The sequence below is a fragment of the Rathayibacter sp. VKM Ac-2928 genome, from assembly GCF_022815545.1.
GTDB classification, from domain to species: Bacteria; Actinomycetota; Actinomycetes; order Actinomycetales; family Microbacteriaceae; genus Rathayibacter; species Rathayibacter festucae.
The window spans coordinates 484,775-509,712 of record NZ_JALGRU010000001.1; the positions used below are offsets into that span (position 1 = coordinate 484,775).

Genomic DNA, 24,938 nt, shown 5'->3' on the forward strand with positions numbered 1-24,938 from the left:
CGCCGCCGAGGGACCGGGTATAGCCTTCAAGGCTGCCCAGAAGCCCGCAAGGGGCCGGCGGCATCCCCGCCCTCGCGACGCCACGGTGCCGCGGGGCTCCGTCCTCCGTCGCGAAAGCCCAGCACCGTGCTCGCACAGTCCTCTCCGCCCGCCGCTCCGAAGCGCCCGAACACCCTCCGCACTCTGCTGCGCCTGGTCCCGTTCGTCGGCGACGCGCTGCCCCGCCTGGTCGGCGGCATCGCGATCGCCCTCGTGGCCAGCCTCGTCTCGCTCGCGATCCCGATCGTCCTCCAGCAGCTGGTCGACGGACCGCTCGGCGACGGCGCGACCGCCGCAGGGTCCGGCGATCTCGGCCCGCTGATCGGCCCGGTCGTCGTCGTGCTCCTGCTCGGCGTCCTCGAGGCCGCCGCCATCGCGCTGCGCCGGCGGATGGTGCTCACCCCGAGCACGCGGGTCGAGGCACGGATGCGCACCGCGCTCTACCGCCAGCTCCAGGACCTGCCCGTCTCGTTCCACGACCGCTGGCAGAGCGGGCAGCTGCTCTCGCGCGCGATGAGCGACCTCAGCCTCATCCGCCGCTGGATCGCCTTCGGCTTCGTGCTGCTGGTGGTCAACGCGCTGACGATCGTCGTCGGCTTCGGCGTCCTCGTCTACTGGAACCCGATCCTCGGCGCGCTGTTCGTGGCCTGCTCGATCCCGGTCTGGATCTACGGCTTCGCCTTCGAGAAGCGCTACTCGAGCATCGCGCGCCGCAGCCAGGACCAGGCCGGCGACCTCGCCACCACGGTCGAGCAGTCGGTGCACGGCATCCGCGTCCTCAAGGCGTTCGGCCGCCACCAGCACGCGCTCGCCGGCTTCGCCGACCAGGCGGAGAAGCTGCGCGGCACGGAGGTGGAGAAGGCGAAGGCCATCGCGGGCATCTGGGTGGTCCTGCTGCTCATCCCCGACATCGCCTTCGCGCTCTGCCTCCTCGCCGGAGTCTGGCTGGCCGCCGACGGACAGCTCAGCGTCGGCGAGCTCTTCGCCTTCTTCGCCACCGCGACCGTGCTGCGCTGGCCGGTGGAGTCGATCGGCTTCCTCCTCTCGATGACGTTCGACGCGCGCACCGCCGTCGACCGCTACTTCGAGGTGATGGACAGCCGGAACACGATCACCGACCCGGAGGCGCCCGCGACGATCGCCCGGCCGCTCGGCCGAGTGAGCTTCCGCGACGTGCACTTCCGCTACCAGGACGCGCCCGAGCGCTTCGCCGACCTCCTCGACGGCGTCGACCTCGAGGTCGAGCCCGGCGAGACGATGGCGCTCGTCGGCCTCACCGGCTCCGGCAAGACGACGCTCACCGCGCTGCTGCCGCGCCTCTACGACGTGACCGGCGGGGTGATCGAGATCGACGGCGTCGACGTGCGGCACCTCCGGCGCGACGAGCTGCGCTCCCACGTGGGCATGGCCTTCGAGGACGCGACGCTGTTCTCCACCTCGGTGCGCGAGAACGTGCTGCTCGGCCGCCCCGACGCCTCCGAGGCGGAGCTGCTCGAGGCGCTCGAGATCGCGCAGGCGGACTTCGTGCACTCCCTGCCGAACGGGCTCGACACCACCGTGGGCGAGGAGGGGATGAGCCTCTCCGGCGGCCAGCGCCAGCGGCTCGCCCTCGCGCGCGCCATCGCCGCGCGGCCCGCCGTCCTCGTCCTGGACGACCCGCTGTCGGCCCTCGACGTCGACACCGAGGCGCGGGTGGAGAAGGGCCTGCGCCGCGTGCTCGGCGACACCACCGCGCTGATCGTCGCGCACCGCCCCTCGACGGTCGCCCTCGCCGACCGCGTCGCCCTCCTCGAGGAGGGCCGCGTCACGGCGGTCGGAACCCACACCGAGCTGCTCGCGAGCAGCCCGCACTACCGCTTCGTCATCTCGAGCCTCGAGGAGGACGAGCTCGCCCGTCCCCGGGGCACCGAGCGCGTCGGCTCGCGCCCGCGCGCCGAGGCCGAGCTGACGGACCTGACCGACCTCACGGAGCTGGAGACCCGATCATGAGCACTCTCGGATCCACCGAGGAGCGCGACGACCTCACCCGCGCGGAGTCCGCGGCCCTGCGCCGGCGCTCGCTCGCGCTGCTCGGGTCGCTGCTGCGCCCGCTGCGGATGCGGCTGGTGCTGACGGCCGTCGTCGTGGTGATCTCGACCGCCGCCCAGGTGGCGGGGCCGGCGCTGATCGCACTCGGCATCGACAACGGACTGCCGGCGATCCTCGACGGCGACGCGACCCCGCTGGTCCTCACTGTCGTCGCCTACGTCCTGACCGGCGTGGTCGGCGCCGTCCTCGTCGCCTGGTACACCGTGCTGTCGGCGCGGGTGAGCCAGGCGATCCTGATCGACCTGCGCAAGCGCGTCTTCCTGCACACCCAGAAGCTGAGCCTCGAGTTCCACGAGAACTACACCTCCGGCCGGATCATCTCCCGGCAGACCAGCGACCTCGACTCGATCCGCGAGCTGCTCGACTCCGGCATCAACCAGCTCGTGCAGGGCGCCCTCTACATGGGGTTCGTCGCCATCGCGCTGGTCTCGCTCGACGGCGTCAGCGGCCTCGTGCTCGCCTGCGCTCTCGTGCCGCTGGCGATCCTGACCCGCTGGTTCCAGAAGCGCTCGCAGTCGCTCTTCCGCGGCACCCGCGTCGCGTCGTCCCGCCTGATCGTCCAGTTCGTCGAGACGATGACCGGCATCCGAGCGGTGCAGACCTTCCGCACCCAGGAGCGCAACGAGTCGGCCTTCGGCGTCGTCGTCGAGCGCTACCGGGTCGCCTACAAGAAGGTCTTCGGCGTCTTCGGCACCTTCGACCCCGGTCTCGTGCTGATCGGCAACGTCACGATGGCGGCCGTGCTCTTCTTCGGCGGGATGCGGGTGCTCGACGGCGGTCTCGAGATCGGCGCCCTGCTCGGCGTGCTGCTCTACACCCGGCGGTTCTTCGCGCCGGTGCAGGAGATGGCGATGTTCTACAACTCCTACCAGTCCGCGGCGGCCGCGCTCGAGAAGATCTCGGGCGTCCTCGCGGAGGAGCAGAGCGTCCCGGATCCGGCGCACCCCGTCGACCTCCGCGAGGCGCGGGGGGCGCTCGGCTTCGAGGGCGTCCGCTTCGCCTACACGACCGACCGGGAGATCCTGCCGCGCTTCGACCTGCGGATCCCCGCGGGCCAGACGATCGCGCTGGTCGGCTCGACCGGCGCCGGCAAGTCGACGCTCGCGAAGCTCATCTCGCGCTTCTACGACCCGACCGACGGAGTGGTGACCCTCGACGGCGTCGACCTCCGGCAGCTGCACCCGAAGGACCTGCGGCGCGCGATCGTGATGGTGACCCAGGAGGCGTACCTCTTCTCCGGCTCCGTCGCCGACAACATCGCGATCGGCCGACCCTCGGCCTCCTACGACGAGATCGTCGACGCGGCGAAGGCGGTCGGCGCGCACGCGTTCATCCAGGCGCTGCCGGACGGCTACGACACCGACGTGAACAAGCGCGGCGGACGGGTCTCGGCCGGCCAGCGCCAGCTGATCTCGTTCGCGCGGGCGTTCCTGGCGGACCCGGCGGTGCTGATCCTGGACGAGGCGACCTCCTCGCTCGACATCCCGAGCGAGCGGCTGGTGCAGCTCGGCCTGCAGACGCTGCTCGCGGACCGGACCGCGGTGATCATCGCGCACCGGCTGTCGACGGTCGCGATCGCCGACCGGGTGCTGGTGATGGAGCACGGCCGCATCGTCGAGGACGGGACGCCGGAGGCGCTGATCGCGGGCGACGGCCGCTTCGCCACGCTGCACGCGGCCTGGCGGGACTCCCTGGTCTGACCCGGAGCGGCTGCCGCGTCAGGGCGTCCAGCGCGCGGCGCGGACGTCCACCCGGTAGCCGCCCGGCGTCGTGACGAGCGGCGTGCCCTCGCGCTCGTAGTGCTCGCGAGCGCGCTCCTCGTGCCCGATCGCGGGCGCGCCGCCGGAGCGGACGACCCGCCACCAGGCCACGTCGGAGCCGTAGCGGGCGAGCACCGTGCCGACGGCGCGGGCGGCGCGGGTGCCGAGCACCGCGGCGATCCCGCCGTAGGCCATCACGCGGCCGGGCGGGATCGCGTCGACGACGGCGAGGACCGCCGAGACGAAGTCTGCGGGGTCCGCCGCGTCGTCGGGACGCTCGGTCAGAGCTTCAGCGCCCCGATGTTCTCGCCGTACGGGGTCTCGCCGATGACCTCGAAGCCGATCCAACGGAAGAACTGCTCGGGGCCGTCGGCGCCGGACTCCCAGATCACGGTGAGGGTGTCGAAGCCGCGGGCGCGCGCCTCGTCGGCGGCGGCGCGGACGGCGAAGGTGCCGACGCCGCGGCCCTGCTTGGCCGCGTCGATGTTGATCCGCCAGATGCAGCTGCGGAACTCCTCCGGCGCCTGCGGGTCGAAGTGCGCGTGGATGAAGCCGACGAGCTCGTCGCCGTCGAGGATCGCCCGCTGCCAGGCCGCGCCCGGGTCGATCACGGCGGCGGCCGCGGAGTACGACTCCGGTGCGACGAACTGCTCCTGACCCGGTTTGAGGCTCAGTCCGTTCACGGCGGAGATGTTCGCGGCCGACAGCTCTTCCAGGCGGAGGTCACTCATGCCGCCCAATCTAGCGGCCCGGCTCGGCGGCGGTCATCCTCCTCGCGGACGAGCGTCGCGGCGCGCAGGGTGCGGGGCTCCTCCCCGCGGAGAACTGTCTCGACGTCGAGACAGTTCCGGCCTCGGGTAGGCTGGTCGAGGCCGTCTGGAGCGGCCGCGGAGCCACCCGTCCCTCGCAGCAGCGGGGCGGTGCAACGAGACCCTGGGAGTGCAATGTCGAAGATCAAGGTTGAAGGAACCGTCGTCGAGCTCGACGGCGACGAGATGACGCGGATCATCTGGCAGAAGATCAAGGACACCCTGATCCACCCGTACCTCGACGTGAACCTCGAGTACTACGACCTCGGCATGGAGTACCGCGACCAGACCGACGACCAGGTCACGATCGACGCCGCCCACGCCATCCAGAAGCACGGCGTCGGCGTCAAGTGCGCGACCATCACGCCCGACGAGGCGCGCGTCGAGGAGTTCGGCCTGAAGAAGATGTGGAAGTCGCCGAACGGCACGATCCGCAACATCCTCGGCGGCGTCATCTTCCGCGAGCCGATCATCATCTCGAACATCCCGCGCCTGGTGCCCGGCTGGAACAAGCCGATCATCATCGGCCGCCACGCCTTCGGCGACCAGTACCGCGCCACCGACTTCGTCTTCAAGGGCAAGGGCACGCTCACCGTCGAGTTCACCCCCGAGGACGGCTCCGAGCCGATGAAGTTCGAGGTCTACAAGGCCCCCGACGACGGCATCGCGCAGGTCCAGTACAACCAGGACTCGTCGATCCGCGACTTCGCGCGCTCCTCGCTCAACTACGGCCTGACCCGCAACTACCCGGTCTACCTCTCCACGAAGAACACGATCCTCAAGGCCTACGACGGCCGGTTCAAGGACATCTTCGAGGAGATCTTCGAGACCGAGTTCAAGGAGCGCTTCGAGGCCGCCGGTCTCACCTACGAGCACCGCCTCATCGACGACATGGTCGCCTCGGCCATGAAGTGGGAGGGCGGCTACGTCTGGGCCTGCAAGAACTACGACGGCGACGTCCAGTCCGACACCGTCGCGCAGGGCTTCGGCTCGCTCGGCCTGATGACCTCGGTCCTCTCCACCCCCGACGGCAGCGTCGTCGAGGCGGAGGCGGCGCACGGCACCGTCACGCGCCACTACCGCCAGCACCAGGCCGGCAAGCCCACCTCGACGAACCCGATCGCCTCGATCTACGCCTGGACGCGCGGCCTCGCGCACCGCGGCAAGCTCGACGGCAACCAGGAGCTCATCGACTTCTCGCTGACCCTCGAGGACGTCGTCATCAAGACGGTCGAGTCCGGCAGCATGACGAAGGACCTCGCGCTCCTCGTCGGCCCCGACCAGGCCTGGCAGACGACCGAGGAGTTCCTCGCCACGCTCGACGAGAACCTCAAGGCGCGCATGGCGAGCTGAGCTCCGCCCCTCGGCCCGACCTCGGGCTCGCATGAACGGCTCCGGCTCGCGGGAATCCTCGGATTCCGCGAGCCGGAGCCGTTTCCGCGTGCCGGAGGTGCGGTGGCGGTCGGTACCGCCGTCAGAGCACGCGCGCCAGCTGCTCCATCGCCGCCCGGGGATCGCTGCCGACCGGCATGAGCACGGTGCTGGCCGCTCCGGCCGCGTGCAGCTCGTCGATCCGCGCGCGGGCCGTCTCCGGAGTCCCGACGACGGCGAGCCGGTCGACCCACTCGTCCGGCAGATCGCGGACGAAGGCGGCGCGGTCGGCGCTCCGGGCGCGCAGCTGCGCGAACTCCTCGGCGAAGGGCAGCGGCTCGATGTGCGGCGCCCAGTCCGGCTCACCGACCCACTCCAGTCCGGGGCGCACGGCGGCGCGGGCCTCTCCGGCGTCGTCCGAGACGGCGGCCACGTTGTAGGCGACGACGCGGCCCGGCGTGCCCATCTGCTCCCGGGCGCGGGCGAGGTACTCCGGAGCGACCGGCTCGGCGAGGATCGCCCCGTCGGCGATGCGCCCGGCGAGCTCGAGCGAGCGCGGTCCGCGCACGCCGGCCAGCAGCGGCGGCACGACCCGCGGCGGTGACTCGAGCCGTAGCCCGTCGACGTGGACGTAGCGGCCGTCACGGGTCACCTGCTCGCCGGCGAGCAGTGCGCGGATCGCGTCGAACTGCTCCGAGAGCAGGGTCAGCGGGCTCTTCGGCCAGACGCCGAGTCCGCGCATCCAGCCCGGCATGCCGTGGCCGATGCCCGCGTGGACGCGGCCGGGGAAGAGCTCGGCGAGCGTGCCGAGCTCCATCGCGGTGAAGGCGGCGGTGCGGACCGCGGCGGGCAGGATGCCGATGCCGACGACGATCCGCTCGGTCGCGGCGAGGACGGCCGCGGCCTGGGCGACGCCGCCGCGGAAGCCGAGGTCCTCCACGACCCAGAGCTCGTCGAAGCCGAGCTCCTCGGCCCGGCGGGCGTAGGGCAGGACCTCGGCGGCGGGGAGATCGCGGGGGAGCAGGACGCCGACGGCGGCGTCGGGATTCGGAGAGCGCATCCCGCCAGCGTAGGACCGGCAGGGTGGAGTCCCCGAAATGGGGGCATCCGGATCCCCGGAGATCGGACGCCGCTGTCCCCCGAACAAGGACTTCGTTACCTGTTCGTAACAGAGCCGGGCGATCCAGTTCGTAGGGTCGACTCTGTGCGAGAACCGATCCGGTTCTCAGCAACTGTGAGTAAAGGACATCGATTGCCGCTTCACTTGTCCCACCGTCCACCCGTCCGCCGCGCTGAGAAGCGCATCCTCGCCGGCCTCGCCGCCCTCGGCATCGCCGCCTCCGGCGCCTTCGCCGTCTCGGCCGCCTCGGCCGCCCCGCTCGTCGGCGGGGCCGCTCTCGTCGGCGGACTCTCCACCCTCCAGACCTTCGACGACGGCGACTACGTCGTCACGCTCGTCGAGCCGTCCGCGGCGACCTACGAGGGCACCGACGCCCGCTTCGCCCGCACCGCTCCGGACGCCGGCGCGCAGCTGCAGGCCCGCTCGGCTCCGGTAGAGGACTACTCCGCGCACCTCGAGCAGCGGCAGGACGACGTCGCCGCCGCCGTCGACGCCGCGATCGGCTACCACTACACGGTCGCCCTCAACGGCTTCTCCGCCTCGCTCACCGCCGCGCAGGCGAGCGAGCTCGCCGGCCGCAAGGACGTCGCGCAGGTGCGGGAGCTCGAGGACCTGAAGCTCGACCGCGCCGCGGCCTCCACCACGTCGGCTCCCGGCGCCACCGCCGAGGCCGGCATCCCCGTCCCCGACACCGGTCAGGAGTCCTCCACGAGCTTCCTCGGCCTCGAGGGCGACGGCGGAGTCTGGGACACCGTCGGCGGTGTCGAGAAGGCCGGCGAGGGCATCGTCGTCGGCGTCATCGACTCCGGCATCGCACCCGAGAACCCGTCCTTCGCGGGCGCTCCGCTCGCGACCTCCCCGGGCGCCGCTCCCTACACGGACGGCACGACCGTCAGCTACCGCAAGTCCGACGGCACCACCTTCGCCGGCTCCTGCTCGCCCGGCCTCGCCGCGTCCGAGCAGTGGGACGGCGGCGAGTGCAACCAGAAGCTGATCGGCGCGCGCTGGTTCCTCGGCCAGAACGAGGAGGCCGGCTCCGCTGACAACCCCGAGTACCGCTCCCCGCGCGACGCGGACGGCCACGGCTCGCACACCGCGAGCACGGCGGCCGGCAACGCCGACGTCGAGGCCTCGGTCGACGGCTACGACTACGGCACCATCTCCGGTGTCGCACCCGCCGCGAAGGTCGCCGCCTACAAGGTCTGCTGGAACGGCGACGTGGACGGCACCGACGACGACGACTACTGCTCCGGCGAGGGCATCCTGGCCGCGATCAACGCGGCCGTCGCGGACGGCGTCGACGTGATCAACTTCTCGATCGGCGGCGGTTCCGCCGTGTCGACGCTGACCCCCTACGACGAGGCGTTCCTGAACGCCGCGGCCGCGGGTGTCTTCGTGGCCGCCTCGGCCGGCAACTCCGGCCCGGGCGTCTCGACCCTCGACCACGCCTCGCCCTGGTACACCACGGTCGCCGCGTCCTCGATCCCGACCTACACGGCGACCGCCACCCTCGGTGACGGCCAGGCCTTCGTCGGCGGATCGATCAGCGTGCACGACGACGTCACCGGCCCCCTCGTGAACAGCGCCGACGTCGTCGTCGCCGGGACCGAGAACGCCGACATCTGCGCGCCGGGCTCGCTCGACGCCGCGAAGGTCGCCGGCAAGATCGTCGCCTGCACCGCGGGCGTCACCGCGCGCGTCTCCAAGTCGGCCGAGGTCGACCGGGCCGGGGGCATCGGCATGCTGCTGCTGAACCCGTTCCCGAACGCCCTGCACGTCGACGACCACTCGGTCCCGAGCATCCAGATCGACTCGCAGGCCTACGACGCGATCACCGCGTACGCCGGCACCGCGGGCGCGACGGCGACGCTGACCGAGGGCAACGCGACCGGCACCGAGATCCCGGTGCCGCAGGTCGCAGGATTCTCCTCGCGCGGCCCGGCCGAGGCGGACGGCACCGACGTGCTCAAGCCCGACCTCACGGCGCCCGGCGTCGCGATCCTCGCCGACAGCTTCAACGCCGAGGGCGACGACCCCGCCTTCGCGTTCGAGTCCGGCACCTCGATGTCCTCCCCGCACATCGCGGGCCTCGCCGCCCTCATCCTCGGCGTGACCCCGAACGCGTCGCCGTCGGCGGTCAAGTCGGCCATGATGACGACCTCCTACGACAGCGTCGACCAGTCGGGTGCCGCGTCCGACGACGTCTTCGCGCAGGGCGCCGGACACGTCGACCCGACCGCGTTCCTCGACCCCGGACTGCTCTACGAGAGCGGCACGAGCGACTGGATCGCCTTCCTCAAGGGCGCCGGCTACGTCTTCGCCGACCCCGAGCTCGACGCGGTCGAGGCGATCGACCCGTCCGACCTCAACCAGGCCTCGATCGCGATCGGCGCCCTGGCCGGGACCCAGACGGTCACCCGCACGGTCACCTCGACCGAGGCCGGCAGCTACACCGCCGGCCTCGACATCCCGGGAGTCGACGCCGTCGTCTCCCCGTCGACCCTCTCCTTCACCGGAGCGGGCCAGACCGCCGAGTACACGGTGACCTTCACCCGGACCGACGCCGAGCTCGCCGAGTTCGCGACCGGCTACCTCACCTGGTCGAGCGCCGAGCACGAGGTGCGCAGCCCCGTGGCCGTGCGTCCCGTGCTGCTCGACGCGCCGTACGAGGTGTCGGGCTCCGGCTCGACCGGCTCGACGAGCGTCGAGATCATCCCCGGCATCGACGGCCCGCTGCCGCTGGTCCCGAGCGGCCTCGCGGTGGGAGTCCTCGCCGAGGACGCGACCGCGGCGGACGGCCACACCGGCACCCTGCCGCAGGGCGAGACCTTCGAGACGACCGTCGAGGTGCCCGAGGGCACCGAGTTCGCCCGCTTCGACCTCGACTCGCTCGACGACACGGCCGACCTCGACCTGACGATCGCGCAGATCGTCGACGGGAAGCCGGTGACCACGGCGACCAGCGCGACCGGCTCGGCCGACGAGCGGGTGGACCTCTACGCCCCTGAGGCCGGCAGCTACCTGGTCTCCGCGGACATCTACGCGGTGGGCGCGGAGCCGGAGGCGACCTTCGACCTCCGGAGCTTCCTCATCGCGGCGGACGGCGGCGAGGGCTCGCTGACCACCGCGCCCGAGACCGTCGACGCGGTCCTGGGTGAGCCGACGAGCTACTCCGTGTCCTGGACCGGCCTCGCCGGCCCGGCGCAGTACCTCGGCAGCATCGACTACGCGGACTCGGGTCTCCGGACCCTCGTCAGCGTGGACGTGACGGAGGCGGCGACGCCGGCTCCGACCGCGACGCCGACGGCCGGACCCACGGCCGAGCCGACCGCGACGCCGACCGCCGGACCGACGGCGACGCCGGCTCCGACCGGGACGCCGACCGCCGGACCGACCGCGCCTCCCGCGCCGACCTCCACGCCCACCGCCGGACCGGGCGCCCCCGGCCACGGCGCGGGCGGGCTGCCCTCCACCGGCTTCGGCGGCGGACTGCTCGGAGCGGGCGCCCTGGCGCTGATCGGCGCCGGAGCGGTTCTGACGGGACTGCGTCGCCGCGCGCTCGCGCAGCGTGAGGCGGGCGCCGCGGAGTAGCCCTCCGCAGCCCGTCGACGGCCGCTCCGCACGCCCCTCCGGGGGCGGCGGGGCGGCCGTCGCTCGTTGCGCGCGGGTCGAGCCCCACCGTCGTCAGCAGGGTGGTCTGCAGGCCACTGTCCTGATGGAGGTGGATCTCGATACGCACGCTGCGCGGGCTACTCGATCAGCATGAAGCGACGCCCTCGTCTGCTGAGCCGCAGCCCCCTCGCATGCTGGTCGAGTAGCCCCGGAGGGGCGTATCGAGACCCGCAGTCGCCAGCAGGGTGGTCTGCAGGCTCCGGTTCGGGTGGTGGTGGATCTCGATACGCCCGCTGCGCGGGCTACTCGATCAGCACAGGTGCACTCGCACAGCGCCGTCAGCTCAGCGCGCGGCGCCCCGAGATCACGCCGGACACCACGGCGACCACGCCGAAGACGATCGCGACGACCGGCTGGCCGAGGTCGAGCCAGGCGAGGGCGGCGGCGCCCATGACCAGCAGCTCGATCAGCGAGCGGCCGTAGAGGTCGATCGCGAGGACGGCGCGCGGCGACAGGAAGAGCGCCCACAGCAGGATCGCCAGCACCGGTGCGCCCACACCGAAGACGATGCTCCACGGCAGATCCCAGGACAGGAAGCCCCACAGTCCGAGGCTGACGAAAGCGAACAGCTCGAGCACGAGGCGGAGGACGTCGTTCGGCCCGACCTTCGGATCGGTCCGTGCAGTGCCCGCTGTCGCTCGATTCACGCGGACCATCGTATCCGCCCGCGGTGAGTCGCCCGAGAGGGCTCGTTCTCCCGCCTTGCGGGCAGCCGTTCCGGGCGACTCGACGTCGCGCGCCGGAGCGGCGCGGCGGTCAGTGGAAGATGATCGTCCGGGCGCCGTCGAGCAGCACGCGGTCCTCCGCGAACCACTTCACGGCCTGGGTGAGCGTGCGGCTCTCCTCGTCCTGCCCGATCGCGACCAGCTGCGCGGGCGAGTGCGAGTGGTCGACCCGCACGACGTTCTGCTCGATGATCGGGCCCTCGTCGAGGTCGCTCGTCACGAAGTGCGCGGTCGCGCCGATCAGCTTCACCCCGCGGGCGTGCGCCTGCTTGTAGGGGTTCGCGCCCTTGAAGCCGGGCAGGAAGGAGTGGTGGATGTTGATCGCCCGGCCGGCCAGGCGCGCGCAGAGCTCGGGGGAGAGGATCTGCATGTAGCGGGCGAGGACGACCAGCTCGACGTCGTGCTCCTCGACGACCTCGACGACGCGCTCCTCGAAGGCGCGCTTGGTCTCGGGCGACGTCACCGCGCGCGACTCGAACGGCACTCCGTAGAAGCCGGCCAGGTCCTGCAGGGTGGCGTGGTTCGAGAGGATCAGCGGGACGTCGATGGCGAGCTGCCCGGCGCGCTGGCGGAACAGCAGGTCGTTCACGCAGTGCCCCGCGGTCGAGGCGAGCAGCAGCGTGCGCAGCGGGCGGCCGACGACGTCGAGCCGCCAGGTCATGCCGTAGTGCTCGGTGACGGGGAGCAGCGCGGCCTCGAACTCGTCGCGGGTGACGGGCGACTGCACCTGCAGGCGCATGAAGAAGCGCCCGGTGTCGGCGCTGGAGAACTGCTGGCTCTCGGTGATGTTGCCGCGGGCCTGCACCACCGCTCCCGAGACCGCGTGCACGATGCCGGGCAGATCGGGGCAGGCGAAGGTGAGCGTCCAGTGGTTGCCGGGACCGTCGTCGCCGGCGCCGCTCGCCGCGTCGGCGGGCGTTCGGGCGGGAGCGGGCGCGGCGGAATCGGTCTGCATCCGCTCAGGATATCGGCCGCCCGTTGCTACACTGGCCGCGTCGCGACTGGCGTTCGGATGGGTGACCATCAGGGAGCGGCACCCTCTCCGGAGACCTCTTCCGGACACTTTTCCAGCCGCTCGCCTGGGCCGGAACGGATACCGTTGTTCTGCGTGCCCGAGCGTGCCTCGTCGCCTCGCGGACGCCATCCGTTTCGCAGCCAAGGAGCGCACGTGTCCTCTTCTCCCGCCTCGAGCACCGCCAGCACCGGTGTCTCTGCCTCGTTCAACGAGCCCGTCTCCGTCGTCGATCCCGAGATCGCCGCCGTCCTGCAGCAGGAGCTCGACCGCCAGCGCGGCTACCTCGAGATGATCGCCAGCGAGAACTTCGTGCCGCGCGCGATCCTCGAGTCGCAGGGCTCGGTCCTCACCAACAAGTACGCCGAGGGCTACCCCGGCCGTCGCTACTACGGCGGCTGCGAGTTCGTCGACGTCGCCGAGCAGCTCGCGATCGACCGCGCCAAGGCCCTCTTCGGCGCCGAGTTCGCGAACGTCCAGCCGCACTCCGGAGCGACCGCGAACGCGGCGGCGCTCGCCGCCCTCGTCCAGCCGGGCGACACCATCCTCGGTCTCGAGCTGGCGCACGGCGGCCACCTCACCCACGGGATGAAGCTCAACTTCTCGGGCAAGCTCTACAACGCCACCGCGTACGGAGTCGACCCGCAGACCTTCCGCATCGACATGGACGCGGTCCGCGAGAAGGCCCTCGAGGTCCGCCCGCAGGTCCTCATCGCCGGCTGGTCGGCCTACCCCCGCCACCTCGACTTCGAGGCGTTCCGCGCGATCGCCGACGAGGTCGGCGCCAAGCTCTGGGTCGACATGGCGCACTTCGCCGGACTCGTCGCCGCGGGCCTGCACCCCTCGCCCGTCCCGCACGCCGACGTGGTGACCACCACGGTGCACAAGACGCTCGCCGGCCCGCGCTCGGGCCTCATCCTCGCCAAGCAGGAGTACGCCAAGAAGCTCAACTCCGCCGTCTTCCCGGGCCAGCAGGGCGGACCGCTCATGCACGTCATCGCCGCGAAGGCCACCGCGTTCAAGCTCGCGGGCGAGCAGGAGTTCGCCGACCGCCAGGTGCGCACCATCCGCGGCGCGCAGATCCTCGCCGAGCGCCTCACCGCCGCCGACTCGAAGGCCGAGGGCATCGACGTGCTCACCGGCGGCACCGACGTGCACCTCGTGCTCGCCGACCTGCGCGACTCCCCGCTCGACGGCAAGCAGGCGGAGGACCGCCTGCACGAGGTCGGCATCACGGTCAACCGCAACGCGGTGCCGTTCGACCCGCGCCCGCCGATGGTCACCTCGGGCCTGCGGATCGGCACCCCCGCGCTCGCGACCCGCGGCTTCGGCGACGCAGAGTTCGCCGTCGTGGCCGACGTCATCGCCGAGGCGCTCAAGCCCTCGGCCGACCTCGAGGCGCTGCGCGCCCGGGTCAAGGGGCTCACGGACGACTTCCCGCTCTACCCGGGGCTGTAGGCCGCCCCGCCCCTTTCGGGTGACCCTGCGCTCGGCGGGGTCCGGAGCGCCGAGCGCGGCTCCGGACACCGCCGAGCACTACTGCACGACGGGCGCGGGAGCGCCGACGAACGAGGAGTTCCACGATGACGGCACAGGTACTCGACGGCGTCGCGACCGCCGCGACGGTCAAGGCGGAGATCGCCGAGCGCGTGGCGGTGCTGCGCGAGAAGGGCGTCGTGCCCGGTCTCGGCACGCTGCTGGTCGGCGACGACCCGGCCTCGCGCTCCTACGTCGCGGGCAAGCACCGCGACTGCGCGGAGGTGGGCATCGAGTCGATCCGCGTCGACCTGCCCGCCACGGCCTCCGCCGAGGACATCCGCGCGGCCATCCGACAGCTCAATGAATCGGACTCGGTGACCGGCTACATCATCCAGCTGCCGCTGCCCAAGGGCATTGACGAGAACGCGATGCTCGAGCTGATGGACCCGGACAAGGACGCCGACGGACTGCACCCGACCAACCTCGGCCGGCTGGTGCTGGGCGTCGAGGGCGAGCTCGACAGCCCGCTGCCCTGCACGCCGAACGGCATCGTCGAGACGCTGAAGCGCCACGAGATCCCGATCTCGGGGAAGCACGTCGTGGTCGTCGGGCGCGGGCTCACGGTCGGCCGCCCGCTCGGGCTGCTGCTGACCCGCAAGGGGCTCGACGCGACGGTGACGCTGACGCACTCGCGGACGACGGATCTCGCGGCGGAGGTGCGGCGGGCGGACATCGTCGTCGCCGCTGTGGGTGTTCCAGGGCTGATCGCGGCGGACTGGGTGAAGCCGGGGGCGGCGGTGCTCGACGTCGGGATCACGCGGGTCGAGAATCCGGAGACGGGGAAGGCGAAGCTGACCGGCGACGTCGCTCCCGGGGTGGCCGAGGTCGCGGGGTGGCTGTCGCCGGTGCCGGGCGGGGTCGGGCCGATGACGCGGGCGATGCTGATCCACAACGTGGTGGGGGCGGCGGAGCGGGCTCTGCGCTAGTTCGACGTCGGGGGGTGCTTGCTGCTGCCGTTCTGACGGGGGGAGGGGCGACGGCTGCGGAGGGGCGCGCCCTTCGGGCGGCGCGGTGAAGAGTCCGGGTTTCAGGGACCAGAGGTGGTCGCGAACCTCGGTGGTCAGGAGTGGAAGCGGACCTCGTCGCCCGGGGTCAGGTGGGCCAGGGCGTCGAGGGACGTCGAGGCGACGACGGCGAGGACGGGGTAGCCGCCCGTTGTGGGGTGGTCGGGGCCGAAGAGGACGGGGAGGCCCGAGGGCGGGAGCTGGATCGCGCCGTGGACCAGGGCCTCGCTGGGGAGCTCGGGGGCGTCGCCTGTGGGGAGGGGGGTGCCGGTGAGGCGGAGGCCGATGCGGTCGGCGGAGGGGCTGAGGTGCCAGGGGCCGGTGAGCAGGCGCTGCCACGTGCCGGGGGGCAGGAGGTCGAGGCGGGGGCCGGGGTGCACGCGCAGGACCGGGTCTCGGGGCGGGTCGAAGGGCCACCAGTCGGGGAGGAGGACCTCGCCGGCGTGGGTGCCGAACGCGAGCAGGTCGCGGGGGCGGAGGGGGGCCGGGCCGAGGGCGGAGAGGGTGTCGCGGGAGCGGGAGCCGAGGACGGGTGGCGCGGCGATGCCGCCGCGGACGCCGAGGGTGCGGCGCAGGCCCGTCGTCAGGGGGCCGAGTCGCAGGACCGAGCCCTCGGGGGCGAGCGTCGGCAGGACGCGGGCGAGGGCGGCGCCGTCGAGGGTCGCGGCTCCGGCGGCTCCGGTCAGGCTGATCCAGGCGGAGGTCTCGAAGCGGGCGGTGAAGCCGGCGCCGAGCAGTTCGAGCGCAGCCGCGTCCGGGGCGTTGCCGAGCAGGCGGTTCGCGAGGCGGAGAGCGCCGCGGTCCATCGCGCCGGAGCGTCCGACGCCGACGGCGGCGTGGCCGGGGCGGCCGTGGTCCTCGACGAGGGCCAGGGGGCCGGGGTCGAGGATGCGCAGGCTCACGGCAGTGCCCGGAAGCGGACCTCGTCGCCGGGGGCGAGCAGGGCGGGCGGCAGGCGCTCGATGTCCCAGAGCTCCGCGTCGGTCGAGCCGATCAGCTGCCAGCCGCCGGGGGAGGAGCGCGGGTAGACGCCGGAGTAGCCGGCTGCGAGGGCGACCGCGCCGGCGGGGACGCGGGTGCGCGGCTCGGCGCGGCGGGCGACCTCCGGCCAGGGGGTGAGCGCGACGAGGTAGGCGAAGCCGGGGGCGAAGCCGCCGAAGGCCGCGCGCCACGGGGTCGCCGTGTGGCGGCGGATCAGCTCGGCGGTCGTCCAGCCCAGGGCGTCCGCCGCCTCGGCGAGGTCGACGCCGTCGTAGCGGACGGCGATCTCGTGCCGGCGGCCGACGGTGCCCGGCACGTTCGGCTCCGTCGCCTCCGCGGTCCGCAGGATCCACGGGGACGCGGTCGCGACCGGCAGTGACTCGTCCAGCACGACGAGGACCGTCCGGGCGGCAGGGACCAGGTCGAGGACGCCCGCGGGCCGGGAGCGGTCGAGCGCCGCCGCGAGGGCGAGCGCCTCGTCGAGGCCGTCGACCTCGGCCAGCACGGCGCGGTCGCCGGAGGGCAGCAGCCGCACCGGGATCACGGCGCAGCGCTCACCAGGGTGACGCCCGCCTCGGAGAGGGCCGCGCGCACCGCCTCCGCCATCGCGACGGCGCCGGGGGTGTCGCCGTGGACGCAGAGGGAGTCGACGTCGAGCTGCAGGTCCTCGCCCGAGGCGGCCGTCACGGCGCCCTCGAGGACCATCCGCACGGCCCGGGCGGCGACGACCGCCGGGTCGGTCAGCAGGTCGCCCGGCTCGCCGCGGGGCACCAGCGTGCCGTCGGCGCGGTAGCCGCGGTCGACGAACGCCTCGCGGAGGAACGGCAGGCCGGCGCTCGCCGCCGCGCGCTCGACGGCGGAGGACCCGAGGCCGAGCAGGGGCAGTGCGGGAGCGGTGTCCCGGACGGCGGCGACCACCGCCTCCGCCTACCGCTCGTCGTGCACGATGCGGTTGTAGAGAGCCCCGTGCGGCTTGACGTAGCGCACCTCCGTGCCCGCGGCTCGCGCGATCGCCTGCAGGGCGCCGAGCTGGTAGACGACGTCGGCGTGCAGCTCGGCCGGGTCGACGGGGAGGTCGCGGCGGCCGAAGCCGGCGAGATCCCGGTAGGCGACGTGGGCGCCGATCGCCACACCGCGCTCGGCGGCGGTGCGGCAGGTGGCGAGCATGATCGAGGGGTCGCCGGCGTGGAAGCCGCAGGCGACGTTGGCGCTCGTGACGATCCGGAGCATCGCGTCGTCGTCGCCGAGCGACCATACACCGAAGCCCTCGCCGAGGTCGGCGTTCAGATCGATCGTCCTCCGCATCCTCCGAGCCTACGGGCGGCGTCCAGCCGGGGCTCGCTAGCGTGGGTAGACGCGCTCGCGTTCCCACCCCCTCCGGACCACCGCTCGAGCGCGCCCCCACGAAGGAGAAAACATGCTGACCGTCAACGCCTACGCCGCCCCCTCCGCCACCGAGCCGCTCGTCCCCACCACGATCGAGCGCCGCGACGTCGGAGCGCACGACGTGCTCATCGAGATCGCCTACGCGGGCATCTGCCACTCCGACATCCACACCGTCCGCGGCGAGTGGGGCCCCGTCCAGTACCCCCTCACCGTCGGCCACGAGATCGTCGGCGTCGTCGCCGAGGTCGGCTCCGAGGTGACCAAGCACAAGGTCGGCGACCGCGTCGGCGTCGGCTGCATGGTCAACTCCTGCCGCGAGTGCGAGAACTGCCTCGCCGGCGAGGAGCAGTACTGCCTGAAGGGCAACACCGGCACCTACGCCTCCGTCGACCGCGACGGCACCGTCACCCAGGGCGGCTACTCCACCCACGTCGTCGTCGTCGAGGACTTCGTGCTCCGCGTCCCGGAGTCGATCCCCTACGAGGCCGCCGCGCCGCTGCTCTGCGCCGGCATCACCACCTACTCGCCGCTCTCGCACTGGGAGGCGGGCCCCGGCAAGCGGGTCGCCGTCGTCGGTCTCGGCGGGCTCGGCCACATGGCCGTCAAGTTCGCGCACGCGATGGGCGCCGAGGTCACCGTGCTCTCGCAGTCGCTGAGCAAGAAGGAGGACGGCCTCCGTCTGGGCGCCGACCACTACTACGCGACGAAGGACGAGGAGACGTTCTCCACGCTCAAGAACACCTTCGACATCATCATCAACACGGTCAGCGCGCCGCTCGACCTGGACGCCTACCTCGGCCTCCTGCGCCGCAACGGCACGATGGTGAACGTCGGCGCTCCGGCCGAGGCGCTGCCGCTGCACGTCTTCACCCTGTTCGCCGCGCGCCGCTCCTTCGCGGGCTCGGGCATCGGCGGCATCCGCGAGACCCAGGAGATGCTCGACTTCTGCGCGGAGAAGGGCATCGCGAGCGAGGTCGAGGTCGTCTCGGCGTCGCAGATCAACGAGGCCTACGAGCGCGTGCTCGCCTCGGACGTGCGCTACCGCTTCGTCATCGACATCGCGACGCTCACGAAGTAGCGGTTCCACCGGTCGCGGGGTCGGCTACGGTCGTTCGCATGAGCGAGCGCAGCCACCCCGCGGTCGACCGCGTCCTGGCCGATCTCGAGGCGCACGGGATGCGGCCGCCGGTCCGCTGGCTCGACGAGGCGGCGTCGACGGCGGCGCTCGCCGCGGCCGCCCTCGGCATCGAGGTCGGCCAGATCGCGAACTCGCTGGTCTTCCTCCTCGACGGGTCGCCGCTGCTGATCCTCACCAGCGGCGCGCACCGCGTCGACACCGACTGGCTGGGCGCTGAGCTCGGCGGGGAGATCACCCGCGCCTCGGCCGCGGTCGTCAAGGCCGCGACGGGCCAGACCATCGGCGGCGTCGCGCCGGTCGGTCACCCGACCCCGCTGCCCACCGTGGTCGACTCCGCCCTGGCCGAGTTCGACACCGTCTGGGCGGCCGCCGGCCACGCCCACACCGTCTACCCGACCAGCGCCGCGGAGCTCGTCCGCGTCACCGGAGGCGCTCTGCGCTCGGTCGTCCCGCCGGCGCCGGCCGAGTAGCCCGCTCCGCGTTTCGTGGTGAGGAAAAGGACGCGCCGCGCCCCTTCTCATGCTGGTCGAGTAGCCCCGCAGGGGCGTATCGAGACCCACCGCCCTCGACAGGGCGGGTCTGCAGACTCGCGTTCTGACGGTGGTGGATCTCGATACGCCGCGCTCCGCGGGCTACTCGATCAGCATGGTTCGCCCATGCCTACCAGGTGATCTCTCCTAGGAGATCGGAGGATCAGCGGACGCGGCCCGCGCCGTCGGCCGCGGTCACGAGGAAGAGCTCGGGCGTGCGGAAGCCCTTGTCGGCGAAGGCGGCGAGGACCGCCGCGCGGACCTCCTGCTCCTTCTCGACCGGGGTGAGCGCGATGGCGGAGCCGCCGAAGCCGCCGCCCGTCATCCGCGCACCGATCGCGCCGGCGCCGCGGGAGGCCTCGACGGCGGTGTCGAGCTCCGGGATCGAGATCTCGAAGTCGTCGCGGAGCGAGACGTGGCCGGCGTCGAGGAGCTCGCCGATCGCGCGCGGCCCCTGCTCGCGGAGGGTGCGGACGGTGGTGAGGACGCGGGCGTCCTCGGTCACCACGTGCTTCACCCGGCGGTAGGTCACGTCGTCGAGGAGCTCCTCGGCGCGCGGCAGGTCGTCCACCGACAGCTCGCGCAGCGACTCCACCCCGAGCGTCGAGGCACCGAGCTCGCAGGACGCACGGCGCTCGGCGTAGCCGCCGGTGGCGTGCGCGTGCTCGACCCGGGTGTCGATGACGAGGAGTACCAGCCCGGCCTCCTCGAAGCCGAGCGGCACGACCTCGGTGTCCAGGCTCCGGCAGTCGAGGAAGACGGCCGCGTCGCGCTCGCCGAACAGCGAGGCGGACTCGTCCATGATCCCGGTCGGCGCGCCGACGGCCACGTTCTCGGCGCGACGGCCCACGCGGGCGAGCGTCGCTCGGTCGAGCCCGAGCTCCCAGAGCTCGTTCAGCGCCACGGCCATCGCGCACATCAGTGCGGCCGAGCTGGAGAGCCCCGCGCCGACCGGCACGTCGGAGTCGACGAACGCGTCGAAGCCCGAGCGCGCGCCGAGGTCGACGCCGTACTCGGTGAGCGCCCAGACGACACCGAGCGGGTAGGCAGACCAGCCGTCGAGCGCGTCCGGCCCGAGGTCGTCCAGCGAGATCTCGACGTGCTCGGGGGAGAAGGCGCTCGAGATCCGGACGACCCGGTCCTCCCTCGGCGCGACGGCCATCGCGGTGGCGCGGTCGATGGCGAACGGGAAGACGAAGCCGTCGTTGTAGTCGGTGTGCTCGCCGATCAGGTTGACCCGGCCGGGGCCGGCCCAGACGCCGACGGCCGGGTGGCCGTAGGCGCGCTCGAAGTCCTGCGCGGCGCGCTCGGCGACGGCGTCGAGGGAGGCGGAGGTGGTCATCGGTTCTCCTCGGGGGTGGTGTCGGCGGCGGGGAGCGACGCGTCGGGGTTCGCGGCCGTCTCGGCGGCCAGGGTCGCGGCGTCGGCGCGCTCGATCGCCTCGCGCAGGGCGGCGGCGCTCGTCTCGGGGGCGATGTCGCCGATCCAGGCGCCCATCGCCGCCTCGCTGCCCGCCAGGTACTTGAGCTTGGTGGCGGCGCGGCGCGGCGACGTGATCTGCAGCATGAGCCGCACCTCGTCGCGCCGCTCGTGCACCGGCGCCTGATGCCAGGCGGAGATGTAGGGGGTGGGCGAGTCGTAGAGCGCATCGATCCCGCGCAGGAGCCGCTGGTAGACCACGGCGAGCTCGTCGCGCTCCTCGGGCGTCGTCTCGCTGATGTCGGCCACGTGGCGGTGCGGCAGCACGTGCACCTCGATGGGCCAGCGCGCGGCGAAGGGCACGAAGGCGGTCCAGTGCTCGCCGCGGACGAGCACGCGCTCGCCGGCCTGCTCGAAGGCGAGGATGTCGGCGAACATCCCGGGGCCGTAGGCGTCGAGCGACGCGAGCAGCCGCGTCGTGCGCGGGGTGACGTACGGGTAGGAGTAGATCTGGCCGTGCGGGTGGTGCAGGGTGACCCCGATCGCCTCTCCGCGGTTCTCGAACGGGAAGACCTGCTGCACCCCGGGCAGAGCCGACAGCGCGGCGACGCGGTCGGCCCACGCCTCCACGACGGTGCGGGCCCGCGAGGCGGAGAGGGTCGCGAACGAGCCCTCGTGCTCGGGGCTGAAGCAGACGACCTCGCAGCGGCCGACGCTCGTCAGGGTCCGTCCGAGGCCGAGCGTGCGGAGGTCCTCGAGGGACGCGGGCGCGTCCTCGTCCTCGAGCAGCGGCCCGAAGGACGGCGAGCGGTTCTCGAAGACGGCGACGTCGTAGACGCTCGGCACCTCCGACGGGTTCGTCGGCGAGGCCGGGGCGAGCGGGTCGAGCTCGGCGGGCGGCAGGAAGACGCGGTTCTGCCGGGAGGCGGCGATCGACACCCACTCCCCGGTGAGGACGTCCTGGCGCATGCGCGCGGTCGCGGGGCGGGGATCGAGCTCGCGGGCGTCCGCCGAGCGCTCGGGAGGGAGGGACGTGTCCGCGTCATCGAAGTAGATGAGGTCGCGGCCGTCGGCGAGGACGTGCGGGCGCTTGACGACGCCGGCGGAGAGGGGGATCGCTTCGTTCATGGCACCGCCCACGATAGACCGCGACCTTCGGAAAGGAAAGCGTGGTTTCTCTTTGACAAGTCGATGGCGCGAAGGACACGATGGAGCGATGAGGACGGACGGGGAGCAGGAGGGCCGCTCGGCGCTCGAGCGCCGCTTCGAGATGCGGCTGCTCGCCGAGAAGCAGGGCTTCGTCTCCGTCGCGGACCTCTCCGACCGCCTGGGCGTCTCCGTCGTCACCGTCCGCTCCGACCTCGACCGGCTCGCCGGCGAGGGGACCGTCCAGCGCGTCCGCGGGGGAGCCGTGCCGACCGGCGAGCGCTCGGGGGAGCGCTCGTTCGAGGAGGGCCTCGCCTCCGCCTCCGACGAGAAGGCCGCGATCGGCCGCGAGGCCGCCGCCTCGGTCGTCTCCGGCGAGAGCGTGATCCTCGACGTCGGCACCACGACGCTCGCGATCGCCCACGCACTCGTGGCCCGCGACGACCTCCGCGACGTCACCGTCGTCACCAACGGCCTCAGCATCGCCCTCGCCCTCGAGCCCGCCATCCCGCGCTTCACCGTCGTCGTCACCGGCGGCACCCTGCGCCCGCTGCAGCACTCCCTCGTCGAGCCGCTCGCCTCCGAGGTGCTCGAGCGGATCCGCGCCGACGTCGTCTTCGTCGGCTGCACGGGCGTCCACCCGGAGGCGGGCGTGACCAACGTGAACCTGCCCGAGGCGACGCTCAAGCGCCGCATGCTGCACGCGGCCACCCGCCGCGTCGTGGTCGCCGACTCGAGCAAGCTCGGCGTCGTCGACCTCGGCCGGGTCGCCGGCACCGAGGAGTTCGACCGCCTGCTCACCGGCGCGGCCGCCGGCGACGCCGTCGTGGAGCGGCTCGAGGCGGCGGGCCTCGCCGTCACCCGCTGCGGCATGCTCCGGCCCGGTCCGCAGGCCGACGGCGGTGCCGGTCCGTAGGATTCAGGGATGGCCGACTTCACTCCCGCCCCCGCAACCGGGCGCCAGTTCGCCCTCGACCTCACCGCCGAGGGACGCACCCTGCACGCCGTCGTCACGGAGGTGGCCGCAGGGCTGCGCCACCTCTCCGTCGACGGCGTCGAGATCACCGCCGGATACCCCGAGACCGTCGTCCCGCCGTTCGGCTCGGGCATCGTCCTGATGCCCTGGCCCAACCGCGTGAAGGACGGCCGCTGGCACCACGCCGGCCGCACCCAGCAGCTCGACATCACCGAGCCCAAGTACCACAACGCGATCCACGGCCTGCTGCGCAGCGCCTCCTACCGCGTCGTCGAGCAGGGCCCGTCCTTCGTCGAGCTCGCCGCGCCCGTCGTCCCGCAGGCCGGCTACCCGTTCCACCTCGAGACCACGGTCCGCTACGAGCTGCAGGCCGACGGCCTGAAGGTCGTGCACCGCGTCGTCAACGTCGGCGCCGATGAGGCACCCGTCGCGATCGGCACGCACCCGTTCCTCGCGATCGGCGACGTCCCGACCGACGAGCTCGAGATCACGGTCGACGCGGCCGTGCACATCGAGGTCGACGAGCGGCTCAACCCCACGGGTCAGAGCCCGGTCGACGGCACCGAGTGGGACCTCCGCCGCGGCCGCCGGATCGGCGAGCTCGAGCTCGACGACGCCTGGGCCGACGTCACGATCGTCGACGGCGAGAGCGTCCACGGCCTCCGTGCCGACGACGGCCGCCGCGTGCTGCTGTGGGCCGACGCCTCGCACAACTTCATCCAGGTCTTCATCACCCGGATCTTCCCCGACGGCGACGACGTCAAGACCGCCATCGCGGTCGAGCCGATGACCGCGCCCGCCGAGGCGCTCAACTCCGGTCAGGGCCTGCGCTGGCTCGAGCCGGGCGAGGAGTGGAGCGTCGCCTGGGGCATCCGCCACGAGGGCTTCCCCGCCTCGTCATGACGACGAGCAGCACGAGCGCCGTCAGCACCTCCGCCGGCGGCACCTCCGCCGGGCGCGACGACGAGGCGAAGCGCGCCGCCCTCGTCGCGATGAAGCGGCTCGCCACCGGGCTGCTGGTGCTGATGGCGATCGTGTTCGCCGTGTCCTTCGCGCTCCAGGACCGCTACCCCTGGCTGCAGTGGGTGCGCGCGGCGAGCGAGGGCGGCATGGTCGGCGCGCTCGCGGACTGGTTCGCGGTGACGGCGCTCTTCCGGCGGCCGCTCGGGCTGCCGATCCCGCACACCGCGATCATCCCGACCAAGAAGGACGAGATCGGGGCGAGCCTCGCCCAGTTCGTCGAGGAGAACTTCCTCCGCGGCGCGATCGTCCGCGAGAAGCTCGACTCCTTCGGCATCGCCCGCCGTGCCGGGCTCTGGCTCGCCGAGCCCGAGAACGCGCACCGGGTCGGCGGCGAGAGCGCGGCGGCGGTCCGCTCCGCGATCGCGCTGCTCGACGACTCCGACGTGCAGCGCGTGATCGAGGCACTCGCCCGGCGCCACCTGCTCGACCCGCAGTGGGGCCCGCCGCTGGGCTCGCTCGTCGGCAGCGTCGTCGAGGCCGGGCACCACCGCCGGCTCGTCGACACGCTGGTCGAGCAGGCCGAGGCCTGGCTGATCGCGAATCCCGAGAGCTTCACGAGGATGGTCAGCGGCCGGCTCCCCAGCTGGCTGCCCTCCGCGGTCAGCCGGGCGGTCGACGAGCGGCTCTACCGCGAGGCGCTCGTCCTCGTCGAGACGATCCGCGACGACCAGGGCCACCCGTTCCGGATCGCGGTGGACGGCTACCTCGCGACGCTCGCGAAGGACCTCGGCAGCGACCCCGACCTGATCATGCGCGTCGAGGAGATCAAGAACCGCGCCTTCGACAGCCCCCGGGTGCGCGAGCTGGCCGGGGACGCCTGGGAGTCGACGAAGTCGTCGCTGCTCGGCGCGATGGATGACCCCGAGAGCCCGCTGCGCGCGAGCATCGAGTCGATCGTCGTCGACCTCGGCCGCCGGCTCTCGACCGATCAGGCGCTCGCCTCGACCGTCGACACCTGGATCGGCACCGTCGCGGCGAACCTCGTCGACCGCTACCGGGGCGACATCGCCAGCATCATCGGCGAGACGATCGGCCGCTGGGACCCGCAGGAGACCTCCGAGAAGCTCGAGCTGCAGGTCGGCAAGGACCTGCAGTTCATCCGGATCAACGGCACCGTCGTCGGCTCGCTGGCGGGCCTGGTGATCTTCACCGTCGCCCACGCTCTCCTGGGCTCCTGACGCGGGACGCCCGCCGGATCGG

Annotated in this window: 20 protein-coding genes and 1 pseudogene; 11 read left to right on the top strand and 10 right to left on the bottom strand. The window is 72.8% G+C overall.

Annotated features, from left to right (window positions below; all coding sequences use genetic code 11):
- The first annotated feature begins 126 nt into the window (after positions 1–126).
- A complete protein-coding gene (locus MT350_RS02335; protein ID WP_243600592.1) occupies positions 127–2,028 on the top strand; it encodes an ABC transporter ATP-binding protein in 1,902 nt (633 codons plus the stop codon).
- A complete protein-coding gene (locus MT350_RS02340; RefSeq protein WP_243600593.1) occupies positions 2,025–3,827 on the top strand; it encodes an ABC transporter ATP-binding protein in 1,803 nt (600 codons plus the stop codon). The genes MT350_RS02335 and MT350_RS02340 overlap by 4 nt, the downstream gene beginning before the upstream one ends.
- Before the next feature lie 18 nt (positions 3,828–3,845).
- Here MT350_RS02340 and MT350_RS19910 read toward each other — a convergent pair whose 3' ends face one another.
- The gene (locus MT350_RS19910; RefSeq protein ID WP_279392524.1) at positions 3,846–4,235 is read right to left on the bottom strand and encodes an MGMT family protein; all 390 of its coding nucleotides are present in this window, start codon (positions 4,233–4,235) and stop codon (positions 3,846–3,848) included.
- Positions 4,169–4,618 (bottom strand): GNAT family N-acetyltransferase, encoded by a 450-nt coding sequence (locus MT350_RS02350; protein ID WP_123445122.1) that lies wholly within the window; start codon positions 4,616–4,618, stop codon positions 4,169–4,171. The genes MT350_RS19910 and MT350_RS02350 overlap by 67 nt, the downstream gene beginning before the upstream one ends.
- A gap of 213 nt (positions 4,619–4,831) precedes the next feature.
- On the opposite strand from MT350_RS02350, the gene MT350_RS02355 reads away from it, so the two are divergent.
- Entirely contained in the window at positions 4,832–6,049 is a 1,218-nt protein-coding gene (locus MT350_RS02355) for an NADP-dependent isocitrate dehydrogenase (RefSeq protein WP_123445123.1), read from the top strand.
- A 121-nt stretch (positions 6,050–6,170) separates the two neighbouring features.
- On the opposite strand, the gene MT350_RS02360 is transcribed toward MT350_RS02355, so the two are convergent.
- Positions 6,171–7,127 (bottom strand): LLM class flavin-dependent oxidoreductase, encoded by a 957-nt coding sequence (locus MT350_RS02360; protein WP_243600594.1) that lies wholly within the window; start codon positions 7,125–7,127, stop codon positions 6,171–6,173.
- 204 nt (positions 7,128–7,331) lie between these two features.
- On the opposite strand from MT350_RS02360, the gene MT350_RS02365 reads away from it, so the two are divergent.
- Positions 7,332–10,778, top strand: coding sequence for a S8 family serine peptidase (locus MT350_RS02365; protein WP_243600595.1), 3,447 nt, complete (start codon positions 7,332–7,334; stop codon positions 10,776–10,778).
- A gap of 359 nt (positions 10,779–11,137) precedes the next feature.
- Here MT350_RS02365 and MT350_RS02370 read toward each other — a convergent pair whose 3' ends face one another.
- Together MT350_RS02370 and purU are read right to left on the bottom strand one after the other, a co-directional pair.
- The gene (locus tag MT350_RS02370; protein ID WP_243600596.1) at positions 11,138–11,506 is read right to left on the bottom strand and encodes a YrdB family protein; all 369 of its coding nucleotides are present in this window, start codon (positions 11,504–11,506) and stop codon (positions 11,138–11,140) included.
- A 109-nt stretch (positions 11,507–11,615) separates the two neighbouring features.
- Complete coding sequence (gene purU / locus MT350_RS02375) at positions 11,616–12,539, bottom strand: formyltetrahydrofolate deformylase (protein ID WP_243600597.1); 924 nt, start codon at positions 12,537–12,539, stop codon at positions 11,616–11,618.
- Between the two features lie 213 nt (positions 12,540–12,752).
- On the opposite strand from purU, the gene glyA reads away from it, so the two are divergent.
- Together glyA and MT350_RS02385 are read left to right on the top strand one after the other, a co-directional pair.
- Positions 12,753–14,054: a serine hydroxymethyltransferase gene (gene glyA, locus MT350_RS02380; RefSeq protein ID WP_308197437.1), complete on the top strand. Its 1,302-nt coding sequence runs from the start codon at positions 12,753–12,755 to the stop codon at positions 14,052–14,054.
- A gap of 125 nt (positions 14,055–14,179) precedes the next feature.
- The gene (locus tag MT350_RS02385; RefSeq protein WP_243600598.1) at positions 14,180–15,061 is read left to right on the top strand and encodes a bifunctional methylenetetrahydrofolate dehydrogenase/methenyltetrahydrofolate cyclohydrolase; all 882 of its coding nucleotides are present in this window, start codon (positions 14,180–14,182) and stop codon (positions 15,059–15,061) included.
- 134 nt (positions 15,062–15,195) lie between these two features.
- Here the strand turns inward: MT350_RS02385 and MT350_RS02390 are convergent, their stop codons facing one another.
- From MT350_RS02390 to MT350_RS02400, 3 genes and pseudogenes are all read right to left on the bottom strand, one after another.
- The gene (locus tag MT350_RS02390; RefSeq protein WP_243598717.1) at positions 15,196–16,041 is read right to left on the bottom strand and encodes a biotin-dependent carboxyltransferase family protein; all 846 of its coding nucleotides are present in this window, start codon (positions 16,039–16,041) and stop codon (positions 15,196–15,198) included.
- Positions 16,038–16,664, bottom strand: coding sequence for an allophanate hydrolase subunit 1 (locus tag MT350_RS02395; protein ID WP_243598718.1), 627 nt, complete (start codon positions 16,662–16,664; stop codon positions 16,038–16,040). The genes MT350_RS02390 and MT350_RS02395 overlap by 4 nt, the downstream gene beginning before the upstream one ends.
- Positions 16,661–17,425, bottom strand: a pseudogene (locus tag MT350_RS02400) (LamB/YcsF family protein). The gene MT350_RS02395 and the pseudogene MT350_RS02400 overlap by 4 nt, the downstream one beginning before the upstream one ends.
- Before the next feature lie 112 nt (positions 17,426–17,537).
- On the opposite strand from MT350_RS02400, the gene MT350_RS02405 reads away from it, so the two are divergent.
- Positions 17,538–18,584, top strand: coding sequence for an NAD(P)-dependent alcohol dehydrogenase (locus tag MT350_RS02405; RefSeq protein ID WP_123735082.1), 1,047 nt, complete (start codon positions 17,538–17,540; stop codon positions 18,582–18,584).
- A 38-nt stretch (positions 18,585–18,622) separates the two neighbouring features.
- Positions 18,623–19,114, top strand: coding sequence for a YbaK/EbsC family protein (locus tag MT350_RS02410; RefSeq protein WP_243598720.1), 492 nt, complete (start codon positions 18,623–18,625; stop codon positions 19,112–19,114).
- Between the two features lie 223 nt (positions 19,115–19,337).
- On the opposite strand, the gene galK is transcribed toward MT350_RS02410, so the two are convergent.
- Together galK and galT are read right to left on the bottom strand one after the other, a co-directional pair.
- Positions 19,338–20,516, bottom strand: a complete 1,179-nt coding sequence (galK, locus tag MT350_RS02415) for a galactokinase (RefSeq protein WP_243598721.1) — start codon at positions 20,514–20,516, stop codon at positions 19,338–19,340.
- Positions 20,513–21,721, bottom strand: a complete 1,209-nt coding sequence (gene galT / locus MT350_RS02420; protein WP_123702214.1) for a galactose-1-phosphate uridylyltransferase — start codon at positions 21,719–21,721, stop codon at positions 20,513–20,515. The genes galK and galT overlap by 4 nt, the downstream gene beginning before the upstream one ends.
- 88 nt (positions 21,722–21,809) lie before the next feature.
- On the opposite strand from galT, the gene MT350_RS02425 reads away from it, so the two are divergent.
- From MT350_RS02425 to MT350_RS02435, 3 genes are read left to right on the top strand one after another with little or no spacing between them, the layout of a single operon-like run.
- On the top strand, positions 21,810–22,655 hold the full coding sequence (locus MT350_RS02425) for a DeoR/GlpR family DNA-binding transcription regulator (RefSeq protein WP_243615331.1): 846 nt from the start codon (positions 21,810–21,812) through the stop codon (positions 22,653–22,655).
- Between the two features lie 9 nt (positions 22,656–22,664).
- On the top strand, positions 22,665–23,618 hold the full coding sequence (locus MT350_RS02430; RefSeq protein WP_123735086.1) for an aldose 1-epimerase family protein: 954 nt from the start codon (positions 22,665–22,667) through the stop codon (positions 23,616–23,618).
- A complete protein-coding gene (locus MT350_RS02435) occupies positions 23,615–24,916 on the top strand; it encodes a DUF445 domain-containing protein (protein ID WP_132435992.1) in 1,302 nt (433 codons plus the stop codon). The genes MT350_RS02430 and MT350_RS02435 overlap by 4 nt, the downstream gene beginning before the upstream one ends.
- The last annotated feature ends 22 nt before the right edge of the window (positions 24,917–24,938 follow it).